The sequence below is a fragment of the Polaromonas sp. P4_F4 genome, from assembly GCF_056401355.1.
Genome location: NZ_JBFUJO010000030.1, coordinates 21516 through 35895 on the forward strand (window position 1 = coordinate 21516; position 14380 = coordinate 35895).

The following is a 14380-nucleotide window of genomic DNA, read 5'->3' on the forward strand; positions in this document are numbered from 1 at the left end:
CTCGTCAAACTGCCTGGTACAGCGTGACCACGCAAGCGCCACCCAGTCCCAGGTTGTGCTGCAGTGCCAGTCGCGCGCCTTCCACCTGGCGCTGGCCCGCCTGGCCGCGCAACTGCCACACCAGTTCGGAACACTGGGCCAGCCCGGTGGCGCCCAGCGGATGCCCCTTGGACAGCAGGCCACCCGAAGGATTGGTGACGATGCGGCCGCCATAGGTGTTGTCGCCGTCCAGAATGAACTTTTCGGCCGTGCCTTCGGGCGTCAGGCCCAGACCTTCGTAGGTGATCAGTTCGTTGGCCGTGAAGCAGTCGTGCAACTCCACCACATCCAGATCTTCCGGGCCGATGCCGGCAGCCTCGTACACCTGCTTGGCCGCGGCGGCGGTCATGTCGTAGCCCACCAGCTTGCGCATGTCGTCGCTCTCGAACGTGCTGGGAGTATCCGTGGTCATGGCCTGGGCCGCAATCACCACGCGCATGTCCAGGTTGTGCTTTTTGGCAAAGTCGGCCGAGCACACGATGGCCGCCGCCGCGCCGCAGGTCGGCGGGCAGCACTGGTAGCGCGTGAGGGGGTCGAACACGCTGGGCGAAGCCATCACCTCGTCGAGCGTCAGGGTCTGGCGAAACACCGCCAGCGGGTTGCGCGCGGCATGCTGGCGTGCCTTGACCGAGATGCGGCCAAAGGTGTCTGGCCGGATGCCGTACTGCTTCATGTAATCGCGCCCTGCGCCGCCGAAGAACTGGGCCGCGCGCGGCGTGTCGGGCAGGTAGCCCTGGTGCGCCGTCATGCTCTCGGCAAAACGGGCCATGGGCGAAGGTCGGTCTTCATAGGCGCCCTTGAGCGCGCCCGCCACCATCTGCTCGAAGCCCAGGGCAATCGCGCACTCGACCATGCCGCTTTCCACCGCCTGGCGCGCCAGGAACAACGCGCTCGATCCCGTGGAACAGTTGTTGTTGAGGTTGAACACCGGGATGCCGGTCAAGCCCACGCCGTAGATGGCGGCCTGGCCGGCGGTGGAGTCGCCATAGACATAACCCACATAGGCCTGCTGCACATCGGCGTAGTTCACACCGGCATCGTCGAGCGCCAGCTTGGCGGCACGGGAACCCATCACGGTGTAAGGGTCGCTGGCACCCGGCTTGGTGAAGGGAATCATGCCGACGCCGACGACGTGAACGGCTCTTTTCATCTGGGTCATGGGAGACTTTCCTGGTTGCAGTTAAATAGGGATGGATGCCGCTCGCTCAGTCGATCGAAATACGAGCGTCCTTGACGATCCTGGTCCACATCGGCATATCGCGCGCCATGACACCAGCCAGCTCTTCAGGCGTACCGCCCACCGGACGCAACCCCATGGCCGTCAGGCGGCCACTGAGCTCGGGTGAACGCACGATCCGGCGAATCTCGGCCGAGAGCTTGTCCACGATGGGCTTGGGCGTACCGGCCGCCACAAAAGCGCCAAACCAGCCATTGGACTCAAAGCCGCTGTAGCCGAGCTCCGCGAAAGTTGGCACATCAGGCACCGCCGGGTGACGCTGCATGCCGGTAATGGCCAGAATGCGGAACTTGTCGGACTTAAGGTATGGATTGGCCGACGACACATCAATGAAGGCCGAGGCCAGTTGCCCGCCCAGCACATCGTTAACCAGAGGTGCCGCGCCCTTGTAGGGGACGGCAACCAGGTCCACGCCCGCCTTCATCTTCAGCAACTCGCCATGCATGTGCGATGAAGTGCCGTTGCCATAGTTGCCGTAGTTGTATTTCCCGGAATTGCCTTTGGCCAGGGCCACAAATTCCGGCAGCGACTTTGCAGCTGCCTCGCGCGGCACCACAAACAGGTCCGCGGACAAGGCCAGCTGCGACACCGGCGCGAAGTCCTTCACCACGTCATAGGGCAGCTTGGCATACAGCGCGGGCGTCTGGATCATCGCGGTGATGCCGATCAACACCGTATAGCCATCCGGCGCCGACTTGGCCACGATGTCGTTGCCGGTGATCCCGCTGGCGCCCGGCTTGTTCTCCACCACCACGGGAACACCCCAAGCCTGGTTGAGCTGCGTGCCGATGGCGCGGCCAATGAAGTCGGCACCGCCACCCGCCGGGTAAGGCACCACGACACGGATCGGCTTGCTGGGATAGCCATTCACAGAGACGGCAGCCTGTGCCTGCACGGCTACAGGCGCCGCACCTATCGCTGCGGCCAGCGTGGCGCCAAGAGCCAGTTGCAGGGTGGTACGGCGGAAAGGATTCATGCTTTGTCTCCGGTTATTCGTAAGAATGAAAACGCTGCGGCAACAGCGCCTCGGCAATGTGGCCATGGGCTCTAGTGTGGAAGGATCAAGGTGCCGCGCCAATCGCCGTTTGGCACAAAATGATTGGCAAAAATGTTCAATTCACCCGTTGGCTGCGGCCTTGCCAGACCGGCTCGCGCAAACGGCTCTTGAGCACCTTGCCGGCGGCCGAAAGCGGCAGCGCCTCCATGAAGTCCACCGTCTTCGGGCACTTGTACCCAGCCAGCCGCGTGCGGCAGTGATCACGCAGTGCCTGTTCATCGGCTTGACACCCTGGACGCAACACCACCACGGCGTGCACGGCCTCGCCCCACTGCCCGCTCGGCACGCCAATCACCGCGCAGCTGGCCATCGCCGCCGGTCTGGTGACGGCTCTTTTGATGGGATTCACAGAAGTTCCTTGGGGGTGGGATTGTCAAGAATGGGGCGGTGTCTCCGCGCGCACAATCTGTGCGCCTGCAAAGCCAAACTCGCCAAGCACCGTCTCGGTGTGCTGTCCCAGTGCCGGCGCCTCGCCGGGCGGGGGTTGCGTGCCGCTCTGGCCGGGGAATCCCGGCCAAGGCAGTTCGCCCAGGCCCGGCTGCGCCAGGGACGTGAAAAGTCCGGTATGCAGGGCTTGCGGGTTGTTGCGCAGATCACGAGGATGGCCGATGCGACCAAACAAGATGTCTTGCGCAGTCAGCAAGGCCTCCCAGTGTTCGGTCGTCCTCGCCATCAGTATTTGCGCGACGCGTTGATTCAGCTCCTCGGCGCGAGGCATACGGCCGGCGCCAGTTCGCAGCCCAGCGTCGGCCAGCCAGTCGTCACAACCCAGCAGGCGGGCCAGACGTTGGAACATGGCATCGTTCAGCATGCTGACGTAGAGCATGCCGTCAGCTGTGTCGAACAGGCCGGTAGGCGCGTTGAACACAGCGGACTCATCACCGGGAAACATGGCGTCATCCATGATCAAGTATGACTGCAGCGCGGTGCTTGCCTGCAGCATGGAGACTTGGACATGCCGCCCGCGGCCCGTGCGGGCCACGCGGAAGAGCGCCGAGGCAGCGTTCTGCGCGGCGTAGAGTCCGGTGGACACATCGACCAGGAAAAAGCCGATGCGCCGCGGCCGCCCCGTGCTGTCCCGGTTGACGTGCATCAGGCCGCTGATAGCCTGCATGGTGGTGTCCAGCGCCGGCAAGCCGGCCAACGGACCCTCGCTGCCGAAGCCGGATATGGAGACGTAAACCAGCCTCGGGTTGGTCTGCGCGAGGTCGGCATAGCCGACCCCCATGCGCTCGGCCACGCCGGGGCGAAAGTTCTGAATGACTACGTCGGCCTTGTCCGCAAGACCGCGCAGGGCGGCGCGCCCCTCGGCCGTGCGCGTGTCGAGCACGACGCTTTCCTTGCCCGCGTTGTAGGCAATGGAAATGGCTGTCTGCCCTGCGCGTGACCGGCCCATCTGGCGACCCCAGTCGCCAAAGGGCGGCTCGACCTTGATGACGCGCGCGCCCTGCTGGCGCAGTAGCATGCCGCAGTAGGGCCCAGCAATGCCCTGGCTCAGGTCGAGTACGGTCAGGCCCTCCAACGCAGGCTCGTCGTGGCGGCCACTGATATCGTTTGTCATGCGACCAAAGACCTCAGAAATGCGGCATTGACCTGCATAATTTCGTGTATGAGGGCTATGAATTGCTGCATGTGCATGCTTGTCTCCAAGTAGTTGAATGAATCCGTCGCGTTGAATCTGGCTATCGCCATGGCGTGGCCTACAGGTCCAATATGACCTTGCCAACGGCACGCCGTGACATGGTGGTTTCAATGGCTTCTTTCCATTGGGAAAGCGCAAAGTGCTGCGTCATCGGCGGTAGCATGCTGCCGTTGGCCAAGGCGTCGAGCAGCCGGGCAATGACGCCTTGCACCTGGGGCGCGTAACGCTTGCGCTCGTCGGTCAGGCCCCATCCAATGTAATAGCCGTAGTTGAAGCCGATCAGTGACACGTTCTTGACCAGCAGCAGGTTGGCCGCCGCGTTGGGAATGCGCCCGCTGGCAAAGCCGATGACCAGCATGCGGGCTTCGGGGGCGGTGCAGCGCAGCGACGCATCAAACAAGTCCCCGCCCACCGGGTCAAACACCACATCCACACCGCCCTTGGGGCACAGCGCCTTGACCGATGCCGCCAGGGCTTCAGCATCAGACGGCAACGCATGGTGGGCGCCGTTGTGCAAGGCTGCGACGCGCTTGGCTTCAGTGCTGGCGGTGGCGATGACCTGTGCGCCCATCAGGCGGCCAATTTGCACCGCTGCCATGCCCAGTGCGCCACTCGCGCCATGCACCAACAAGGTGTCGCCTGGCTGCAGGTGGGCGCGCCACTCCAGTGCCGCCCAGGCCGTGCCGTAGGTGATTGGCAGGGCAGCAGCGTCGGCCAGGTTCAGCGCTTCGGGCAACGGGTAGACGGTTTCGGCAGTGGTGACTACTTCTTCGCCAAAGGCTCCCCAGTCCAGCGCGGCCATCACGCGCTGCCCGGGATAAAGCCGAGTGACATCAGGTGCCACTTCGATGATCTCACCCGAGGCTTCGGTGCCCGGTGTGAAAGGCAGCGGCGGTTTGCGCTGATATTTTCCGGACACAAACAGGCTGACGGCAAAACCCACCCCTGCGTGACGGACGCGGATGCGCACCTGCCCTGGGGCCAGCGGTATTCGTTGCACCCGCTGCAGGGCCAGCTCGCGCCAGTGCCCCCAGTGTGTGCAGACCAGTGCTTCAAAATCGTCCATGTTGCGTCCTCCGTCATTCGCCTTTGATGCCGAGCTGCTTGATCACCCGCGACCACTTCTCGTAGTCGTTCCTCAGCACGGTGGCAAATTCCTCGGGCGTATTGCCGATGGGAACCAGGTTCAAATCCCGCAGGCGCTTGGCAATCTCGGGCGTTCTGACAATGCGGGCGATTTCACGCGACAACGCATCGCTGCGTGCCTTGGGCGTACCGGCGGGAAATAGCATGCCCATCCAGGCATCCGGCTCAAACCCCTTGTAGCCGGATTCGAGGAAGGTCGGCACATTGGGCAGCATGCTGGAGCGCTTGTCGCCGGTGATGGCCACGGGAATCAGCCTGCCCGCCTTCAGCATCGGCATGGCCGTGCCGACGGCAATCAGCCCGATCTTGACGTGCCCTGCGACCAGGTCTGTGGCCAGCGGGGCGCCGCCCTTGTAGGCGATATGCTCCATCTCCAGGCCTGCTTCACGCTTGAGCAACTCGCCCAGGATGTGCCCCGTGGTGCCCATGCCGTAGGACCCGTACGAATGTTTGCCAGGGTTGGCCTTAACCAGGGCCACGATGTCCGGCAGCGTCCTGGCCGGGAAATCGGGTGATACCGCGACAATAACGGAGGACAACGCAATTTCGCTTACCGGCTCAAAGTCCCTGATCGGGTCGTAGCTTGTCTGGGGGTACAGCGAGGGGTTCTGCACATGCGCCGTGAAGGTCAGCAACGCCGTATAGCCGTCTTTGGGGGCGCGTGCGACAAATTTGGTGCCGATGGTGGTTCCCGCGCCTGGCTTGTTCTCCACGATCACCGCCTGGCCCCAGGTCTTGGTCAACTCCTGGCCAATCAGGCGGGCCACCGCATCGTTCACATTGCCCGCCGCTGAGGGGACGATGATGGTGATAGGGCGTGACGGGTAGGTGTCAGCGTCTGCAGCCATGGCGCTAGGGGCTGCCCACGCCATGGCAGCAGCGGCTGCAAAGGTTCGCCGACGCAGGCCGCGTCCTGATGTGTTTGTTCGCATGGTTGTCTCCTGTTGAATACTTCTAGGCCTCACTCTGTCTGGCGGTGAGTGCCTTGGGTTCAGTTTAGGGCGGCTATGGCGGTGGGGTGATTCCGCTGGTGGCGCAGGTGATTCCTTGCGGGCTCTGGAGTTAAGCTCTAAAGTTACATTAGGTTCAGCCATTCACGTGAGAATCGGAGACAGCATGCGGCTTGAAGATTTGAATGTTTTCCAGAGCGTGGCCCAGTATGGTGGCCTGCACCGGGCTGCTGACGCCCTGGGGCAGACCCAGTCTGCGCTCTCCAAAACGCTGGCACGACTGGAGCGTGAGGTGGGCATGCAGCTGTTTGAGCGGACGCCGCGCGGCGTCTTGCTCACCAAGCCCGGCCAGACGCTGCTGCAGCACGCGGGGAAGGTCCTGCTGGCCGTCAAGGACATGGAAAGCGAGCTGGTCGACCAGCGAGTAGCCAAGTCCGGCGTGGTCCGCGTGGGAGCGTTGCCGTACTTTGTGCCCTCGCTGCTCTCGCCGCTGCTGGCCAAATTCTTGGTCAATCGCCCGCTGGCCACGTTTTCGATAGAAACCCATTTGAGCGCCCGGTTAGTGGCTTTGCTGCAGGGCGGCGAAGTAGATCTGATTCTGGCGGCCAAGCCTAAGCCTAGCATCTGGCCCGATGACTTGGCTCACCTGCCGCTGGGGCCACTAACCTTGCAGATTGTGGCCCGCACCCACCATCCCCGCCGAGCCGATTTCAAGACACTGGCTGACCTCGCCGATGAACGCTGGGCCATGCCTGCGGCATCGCTGTACTTGCGGCAGTGGCTGGAAGAACGCTTCACATCTATCGGCCTGCATGCACCCAGGTTGGCTGTGGAAAGCACGTCTTCACCCGTCGCCTTTTCCCAGTTGTTGCGCTACTCCGACCTGCTGGGCATCATGCCGACGCGCATCCTGCAACAGGCGGAAGGCCAGGGGCTGGAAGCCATAGAGGGTCCGGGCATGTCATGGCAGCACGAACTCGCGATCATCTGGCGCCGGGACGGCTACCTGTCGCCCATCTGCCGGGATTTTCGGGATGCGGCAGTGCAGTGGTGCCAGGATGAGGGCGCTTGATCTGCCCGGCCAGGACTCAACGGGAAGAGCTCGATCTCCGCCAATATGCGATGCCTCCACCGCCATACTGGCCCATGCCAACCAAGTGCAACAAACGTACGAAACTCCCCTTGCCGCCGCGTGAAAAATCGGTTGACAGAAACGATCAGGATGCGGCTGATGACAGATGGGTCTGCCGATACACGCCCGGCGACAGCCCGGTCCAGCCCTTGAAAGCGCGGTGAAAGGTACTGGCTTCGGAAAACCCGAGCCGGTTGGCGATGTCGGGCAGCGTGAGTTCGGGCCGGGCGAGGTACTCGATGGCCACATCGCGACGCAGGTCATCCTTGATCGCCTGATAACCCTGCCCTTCGTCGCGCAAGCGGCGGCGCAACGTCTGCGGCGTCATGGCCAAGGACTGCCCCACCACCTCCAGCGACGGCAACTCCTCGGCCAGGGAGCGCCGCAACAAACGGCGGATGCGCTCCGTCAGGCTGGTCTGGTCACGGTATTTGACCAGCAGGCTGGCGGGTGCCTGCCGCAGGAACTCGACCAGGCTTTGTGGGTTTTGCACGACCGGCAAATCCAGCCAGCGCGCATCGAAACGGAAACCGACCCAGTCCCGCTCGTAGTGCACGGGCGCCTGGAACAGACGCTCCGCATCCGTGGCGTAGCGTGCAACGCCTTCAGGGTAGATAACGTCCAGCAGCGGAATCCGGCGCGCCACCAGCCAGGAGGCCAGACCATAAGTAAAAAAACAGAAGGAACGCTCGGCATAGTCGAGCATGGGGTTGCGCTCGCCACGGGATACCAGTCGAACCGATACCACACCCTGGTTCACGCTCAGACGGGGTACGAAATCGTCCAGCATCAGGTGATAGAACTGAAAGCCGGTGCGCAGTGCCTCGCCCAGCGTCCGGCAATGCACCAGCAGGCGACACGACTGCACGAAACTGCCCAGCTTGAGCGGGCGGCTGCACAGGCCCCAGAGTTCGTCCTGGGTCACGCGACGCAACACGAGGATCAGCGCGGCGTACTGCCCCTGCGTCACGCGTGACAGCGGCGAGTCGAGCAAGGCCGGTGAAATTTCCGCACGTCGCAAAATAGCGTTGACGTTCCGCCCGCGCTGAACCACCCCCTGCAGAATCTGGATGACCTGCGCAATGGGAATGGTGTGGTGGGTGATGGGCGCCAACATCAAGCCAGTTTAGTGTGTTGCGGTACGGCGTGAGTGCCCCATGGGCCAACTCGACTCAGGCGACGGCGCCCTGACTGTGCAGGGCGTCCACCTCGCCCGCGGTGTAACCCGCCTGGCGCAGGATCTCATCCGTGTGCTGCCCCGGGCCAGGGGCGGGGTGTCGCACGGAAAACTTGAAGCCGGTCATTTTGACCGGACAGGCCAATTGCACGAACCGCTGGCCGGACCCAGTGATCCCAGGCACCACCATCTCGCGCGCCAGGAACTGCTCGTTTGCCAGGGTTTCTTCCAGCTTGAGCACGGGTGTGACGCAACAGTCGGAGCCGCGCAACTTGTCAATCCAATAGGCCAGCGGCCGGGCGCCAACCAGCGCCGTGAGTTCCGCGCGCACCTTCTCGGCTTGCGCAGGCGCGATGGGGTGATGATGCGGCTGGAGGTCGGGGCGTTCGATCAAGTCGCAGAAGGTGTCCCAGAATTTTCGTTCCAGCGCACCGACGGCCACAAAACGGCCGTCAGCCGTCTCATACATGGCGTAACACGGCAGTGCGCCGGTCAGCTTGGCGCCGCCAGCGGGCTCGGTCCGGCCGTGCGCGTTGAGCGCCGCCAGCGGCAGCACCGCATGCGCCAGCAGGCCGTCGGCAATGGCCACGTCGACGTGGCGGCCGGCGCCGGTTCGCGCGGCGTCGAACAGCGCGGCGAGAATGCCCATCACCGCTGTCATGGAGCCACCCAACAGGTCCGCCACCGGCACATTGGACAGGGCCAGCGACTGCGCGTCGCTGCCCATCTGGTCGGCCATGCCCGCGAACGCGCTGTAGTTGACGTCATGCCCCGGGGCATCCCGGTACGGGCCGGTCTGGCCGTAGCCGCTCAGGCTGCAATAAACAATACGCGGGTTGATGCGCGCAACCGCGGAATAACCCACGCCAAGCCGCTCCATCACACCGGGGCGAAAGCCCTCCACCAGCACGTCGGCCTGCTCGCACAGGCGCAGCAACGCGGCCACGCCGGCTGGCTGTTTGAGGTCGATGCGGATGGCGCGCTTGTTGCGGTTGACCAGGGTGCGCACTGCCTCGGCGGCATAGTCCCCTGCGCCGGTGTCCTCCACCTTGATCACGTCCGCACCCAGGTCGCCCAGGTGCAGGGTGCTCATGGGTCCCGGCAGCAGGCGGGTCAGGTCCAGCACACGCACGCCCTGCAGGGGCGCGCCGCGGGCGGCGGAGATCGGGGCCGGGGAAGGAGAAGACTCGGGCATGAACAGCTTTCGTGGAGTGCGCGCCAGTCTAGGCAAGCTATCCTCCCGCAGCAATGGCGAAAGTGTTCAATCTGATTGACCAGAAAGATCAGGAGACCGGCAAGACTGTCATGGCATGCCGTCGTCACACGGGGCGCCGGTCAATGCAACCTGCCAATTCAGCGCCAAGACTTTTGAAATTACGGAGGCTCAATCACACCTCCTTGGTCTCGCCTTCTTCGTTCTCCCATTACGCATTCACTACGGCGCATGACAAAGACTTAACCAGTATCGAAGGCTTGACGTGCTTTGCGTTAGCATGGCGCCATGCAATTTGATCTGACGGACCTGAGGCTTTTTGTACTGACCGCTGACGAAGGCAACATGACGCGTGCCGCAGAGCGCCAGCACCTGTCGCTGGCCGCGGCCAGCGCGCGCATCAAGTCACTCGAAGCCCAGTCCGGCTTGAGCCTGTTTTACCGCGAGGCCAGAGGCGTTCGCCTGACGCCGCCCGGTGAGGCTTTTTTATTCCATGCGCGCGGCGTGCTGCGCCAGACCGAGCAGCTACGCGCTGACCTGCACGAATATGGCGGTGGTTTGCGGGGGCATTTGCGGGTGTTTGCCAACACTACGGCCGTGACGGATTTTTTACCCGAAATATTGCCCGGCTTCCTCAATAGCAATCCGAACATCAATATCGACCTGCAGGAAAAACCGAACGCGGAAATTGCGCGCGGCGTGCTCGACGGCCGCGCCGACATCGGCATCGTCGCCGGCAAGGTCGACACGCTGGGCCTGCAGGCGATTCACTTCAGCACCGACCGCCTGGTGCTGGCCACCGCAAAAAACCACCGGTTTGCGCGCCGCAAAAAAATTGCCTTTGCCGAAACGCTGGACGAAGACGCTGTCGGCATGCAGTACGGCAGCACGCTGCAAACCTTTCTGGCGCAGGTGGTCGAAAGCCTGGGCAAGCCGCTGAAGCTGCGCATCCAGCTCTCCAGCTTTGATGCGATGTGCCGCATGATTGGCGCCGGTGTCGGGGTCGGCATCGTTCCGGAGTCCGCGGCGCGGCGGAACCAGGCCAGCATGGGCATAGCGCTGATCGAGCTGACCGATGCCTGGAGCGTGCGCGAGCGTTTCATCCTGGTACGCGACCGCAAAGCGCTGCCGCGCTACGCCGAGTCGTTGATTGAAACGCTGTGTGCCCACTACCAACAACCCACGACTCCCACGATTCCCAAAAGCCCGTGACGTAAAACACACCCCAGGTTCTGGTGGGACGTCATCAAAACCGGCCAAGCCCGCCGCGCCAAGGATGGGCGCATTCAGGCCGCCCTTACCGAAACACCGCAAATGGCGCTCGGTACTTACCCCGTAGTCCATGGAAGACTAAAGAACGTAACACGATCTTCCAATAAAAGAACGGTCGTTCTTTTTTATAACTCAGGAGTAAATGGATGAGACAAATCAGGTTCCAACTGGCTGCGCTGAGCGCTGCCGCCTTGCTCGTTGCCTGCGGCGGCGGCGACTCTTCGACGGCCAATCCGACCATCACGGGTCTGGCGGCCACCGGCGCTGCGCTCGCCAATGCCAACCTGACGGCCAAATGCGCGACGGGCGCGCCGGTGTCTGGCAAGACCGGCGCAGACGGAACCTTTTCTCTCGAACTGAGTGGTGGCCAGGCCACACCCTGCCTGCTGCAAGTGAGCAACGGCACGGTGACCCTGCACGGTTTCGCCACGCAGGCGGGACACATCAATATCACGCCGCTGACCGACCTGGTGGTCAGCAAGGCGCTGGGCGCCAATGCCGCCACGGCATTTGGCAGTTTCGACGCGGCCGGAGGCAGCACCATCAAGGCCGCACTGGACGCCGCCAAGCTCTATGTGAAAGCCGAGGTGGCGGCCGTGACCGGCAGCGCTCCGTCGGGCGACCTGCTCACCGGCGTCTTCAAGGTCGGCGATCTGGACGACAAGGTGCTCGACGCCCTGAACGCCGCGCTGGCTCAGGCGGGCATGACGCTCAATGACCTGCGCCTGAGCGCCTTTTCGGGCACGCCGTTTCTCGCGGCCCTGGCACGCGACTCGCTGGTAGAGCCGGCCGCCGTGGTAGCCACCCTCACAACCGCCCAGATCGACGGGGGAACCGCAGCCAGCGGCCTGCAGACTCTCACGCGCAAGGCCAAATGCGATGTCAAGGTGGTGGCGCTCAACTACAACACCGTGGGCGTCAAGGGCGAAAAAACCAACGCATCGGGCGTCATGCTGGTGCCGGCCGGCACCTGTACCGCAGCCGCCGGGCTGGTGGCCTACGCCAAGGGCACCGATGTCCAGAAGCCCCGCACCCTGGTCAACCCGGCCGACGGGGAAACCTCCCTGCTGGCCGCCATGTACGCCGCCCAGGGCTATGCCGTGGTCGCGACCGACTACCTCGGCTTCGCTAAATCGGTCTACACCTACCACCCTTACCTGCACGCCGATTCGGAGGCGACCTCGGTGATCGACTCGATCCGGGCCGCACGCAAGGCGGGCGCAGCGCTGGGCGCATCGCTGGCAACCGCAATCCTGAACCGACGCAACGGTCAAGGTGCCGTGGGCAGACGCTTACGACGAACCGGCATCCTCACACCCGTATTCGATATTGTTCGAGAAAAATGGACAGGCGCAGGCCGCACCTATGAAAACCGAGCCCTGGGGCCTGGTTGGCGACGAGGCTGTCCGGGCACTGTGGGCTCTATGCAGTGAGAGGGCCATCGATCAAGAAGCCGTGCTGGAGCCCGACATTCTGAGATTGGGTGTCGGTGCCTACTAACGGATGGACTCATTGAGCCTGCTTACGTGCGTCTTACCCATATTCGACAATTGCGCAAATGGACTATGTTCGACAGCCGCATCACTGCGGCTGATTACTCCTATATCGCAGCAGGGGGACACTGAAAACACCAACATCAAACGATCATTTCTTGATCATCACGAATAATCCGGCTCGGCCTCAATAGACTTACTACGTTGCCGCTGTCCTCCGGGTTAGAGGACATCAACAGCGTCTCCAGCAGACTTGGTTGCACGCGCATTTCACGCGCTACAGCAGACTGCGGTACGCCAAAGTGCTCCTTCATTACCTTCAAGCTTTCGGTGATGACCTCAGGCTCTTCATTCGCAATCAGATGGTCCTCAGACTCCTGTATGGCTTCACCATGGCGATTGAGCCCGATGTACCCTGCCCTAGCCTGGTCATCCGAAAACACCCCAAGCTGCCGACCTCGGAAAATAATCGCCGCCTTTGACACACCCCAACGCAACTTCAATTCGGACAGGCCTGGCCAGTTGAGACGCGTGCCACGGATGGCCAGTTGGCATTCACTGGTGAACGTGCTTCGTGGCATCAACAGCGCACTGGCGAAACGGTTTGCCTGTGTCTCAGTCAAGCGGTCCCCAGTCATGACGCCGATGTGCAGCGAAAAGTGTCCCAACTCGTGAGCAATGCCAAACCGCTCGCGACATGCCGAACGACCGGAGCTGTTCAAAGCAATCAACGGCCGCTTCGTCGCGAAGGACACAGCATCGATTTCAGGTGCCAGGCCATACACCTTCATCACGACAGCACCTGCGTTCTCCGCGATGCGTGTGACATTGCTCAACGGTCCAAGGCCAAGAGCAAAGAGTGAACGGAACTTCTCCGCTGCGTGTTCGATCATCTCAGCCGATCCGGGATCGGCCTCACCAACTTGGTAGTGCGGTAACTCGACATGTTCATCCAGCACCCCGACCAAGCGCTTGAGCATTTCGCCCCGCGCCCGTGCGACCTGGCGCAAGGCAACCTTGGTGGTCAGTTGCCGACGGAAATGACACTGTTCGTCAGCTATCGGAAGTAGATCGATGTGATAGAAAAATTCCGGAAGGACTTCCAGCTCTTTTGCCAGCGCGTTCTCAAGCTGATCGGAAACCGATTCGGCGCCTGTTTCAACACGACTCAGGAACTGCTTCGACACACCAACCAGCTCCCCCAGCTCTGTCAGCGACAGGTCATGGAAGAGGCGAATGAGTCGAAGGTTGGTTCCAATGAAGTCGCTCATTGCACCGCTTCGGATGCGGCATCGCCTTCGTCGCGCCGCTTCGGAGCCACTTGTGGCTTCGCGACTTGGACGGGTTGAGCCAAAGACTGTTGACTTTCCAGCCGCAGGACGCGTACAGCATTCGATATCCAACGGCATGCGACTTCACCACTGGGCGTGAAGCCAAGGAACTCGACCCGGGGTTCGGCGGCACCGTTCTGACCACGATCAATGATGAAGCAGAAGCGGCCAGGCTCTCCCTTGGCAGCAAACTCGAGGAAATCCATCTGATAGCGATTGACCGTCAAAACGGCGTCCTTCGAAGGGTTCGATGGATCGTCGTTGCTGAACCTGCAGGGCACGCCACCGATGGTGAAGACGATGTCGTTGCTGCCATTCGATAGGCCTAGCCACCCATACCGACCCGACATTGCCTCTGCAATGATCCGGCTCCTCTGCCGGCCAAAGGTAGTGCAGCCGCGGGTATAGCCACTGTCGGTGGATCGCGACAGGTCGTCTTCCGTCGCATACAACTCATCCAGCAGCATTTGGGACACCGCTTCGAGGCGGTCAGATACAAGTTCAGCATTGAAGGCGGAGGGCGATGGCAAGGTCATTTTGTGCACTTATTTAATTTCGTCAACCAGATTTTTGTGCAATTTCAGAGATTCGTCAATCTTTTCGCCCTATTTAAGCCAAAAAGATCGTGAGATCGACTCTGTTTTCACATTCCTAGGCATTGAAAAGTGTCAGAAATATCGTCATAATTCTA

Annotated in this window: 13 protein-coding genes; 3 read left to right on the forward strand and 10 right to left on the reverse strand. The window is 62.2% G+C overall.

Annotated features, from left to right (window positions below):
• Positions 1 to 4: 4 nt before the first annotated feature.
• The 6 genes from AC1DUR_RS22755 to AC1DUR_RS22780 form a co-directional block, all read right to left on the reverse strand.
• Positions 5 to 1189: a lipid-transfer protein gene (locus AC1DUR_RS22755; protein WP_477722202.1), complete on the reverse strand. Its 1185-nt coding sequence runs from the start codon at positions 1187 to 1189 to the stop codon at positions 5 to 7.
• Positions 1190 to 1244: 55 nt separating this feature from the next.
• Positions 1245 to 2252, reverse strand: coding sequence for a tripartite tricarboxylate transporter substrate binding protein (locus tag AC1DUR_RS22760; RefSeq protein ID WP_477722172.1), 1008 nt, complete (start codon positions 2250 to 2252; stop codon positions 1245 to 1247).
• 136 nt (positions 2253 to 2388) lie between these two features.
• On the reverse strand, positions 2389 to 2682 hold the full coding sequence (locus AC1DUR_RS22765) for an AMP-binding enzyme (protein ID WP_477722173.1): 294 nt from the start codon (positions 2680 to 2682) through the stop codon (positions 2389 to 2391).
• Between the two features lie 24 nt (positions 2683 to 2706).
• Positions 2707 to 3894: a CaiB/BaiF CoA transferase family protein gene (locus AC1DUR_RS22770; RefSeq protein ID WP_477722174.1), complete on the reverse strand. Its 1188-nt coding sequence runs from the start codon at positions 3892 to 3894 to the stop codon at positions 2707 to 2709.
• A 139-nt stretch (positions 3895 to 4033) separates the two neighbouring features.
• The gene (locus AC1DUR_RS22775) at positions 4034 to 5041 is read right to left on the reverse strand and encodes an NADPH:quinone oxidoreductase family protein (protein WP_477722175.1); all 1008 of its coding nucleotides are present in this window, start codon (positions 5039 to 5041) and stop codon (positions 4034 to 4036) included.
• A gap of 13 nt (positions 5042 to 5054) precedes the next feature.
• Positions 5055 to 6053, reverse strand: a complete 999-nt coding sequence (locus AC1DUR_RS22780; protein WP_477722176.1) for a tripartite tricarboxylate transporter substrate binding protein — start codon at positions 6051 to 6053, stop codon at positions 5055 to 5057.
• 184 nt (positions 6054 to 6237) lie between these two features.
• On the opposite strand from AC1DUR_RS22780, the gene AC1DUR_RS22785 reads away from it, so the two are divergent.
• Entirely contained in the window at positions 6238 to 7143 is a 906-nt protein-coding gene (locus AC1DUR_RS22785) for a LysR family transcriptional regulator (protein WP_477722177.1), read from the forward strand.
• Positions 7144 to 7288: 145 nt separating this feature from the next.
• Here AC1DUR_RS22785 and AC1DUR_RS22790 read toward each other — a convergent pair whose 3' ends face one another.
• Positions 7289 to 8320 (reverse strand): AraC family transcriptional regulator, encoded by a 1032-nt coding sequence (locus tag AC1DUR_RS22790; RefSeq protein ID WP_477722178.1) that lies wholly within the window; start codon positions 8318 to 8320, stop codon positions 7289 to 7291.
• Positions 8321 to 8375: 55 nt separating this feature from the next.
• On the reverse strand, positions 8376 to 9575 hold the full coding sequence (locus AC1DUR_RS22795; protein WP_477722179.1) for a CaiB/BaiF CoA transferase family protein: 1200 nt from the start codon (positions 9573 to 9575) through the stop codon (positions 8376 to 8378).
• Positions 9576 to 9881: 306 nt separating this feature from the next.
• Between AC1DUR_RS22795 and AC1DUR_RS22800 the strand changes: the two genes are divergently transcribed.
• Positions 9882 to 10805 (forward strand): LysR substrate-binding domain-containing protein, encoded by a 924-nt coding sequence (locus AC1DUR_RS22800; protein WP_477722180.1) that lies wholly within the window; start codon positions 9882 to 9884, stop codon positions 10803 to 10805.
• A gap of 206 nt (positions 10806 to 11011) precedes the next feature.
• On the forward strand, positions 11012 to 12298 hold the full coding sequence (locus AC1DUR_RS22805; protein WP_477722181.1) for a hypothetical protein: 1287 nt from the start codon (positions 11012 to 11014) through the stop codon (positions 12296 to 12298).
• Between the two features lie 203 nt (positions 12299 to 12501).
• On the opposite strand, the gene AC1DUR_RS22810 is transcribed toward AC1DUR_RS22805, so the two are convergent.
• Positions 12502 to 13629: an ImmA/IrrE family metallo-endopeptidase gene (locus AC1DUR_RS22810; RefSeq protein ID WP_477722182.1), complete on the reverse strand. Its 1128-nt coding sequence runs from the start codon at positions 13627 to 13629 to the stop codon at positions 12502 to 12504.
• Positions 13626 to 14225 (reverse strand): hypothetical protein, encoded by a 600-nt coding sequence (locus AC1DUR_RS22815; RefSeq protein ID WP_477722183.1) that lies wholly within the window; start codon positions 14223 to 14225, stop codon positions 13626 to 13628. The genes AC1DUR_RS22810 and AC1DUR_RS22815 overlap by 4 nt, the downstream gene beginning before the upstream one ends.
• Between the last annotated feature and the right edge of the window lie 155 nt (positions 14226 to 14380).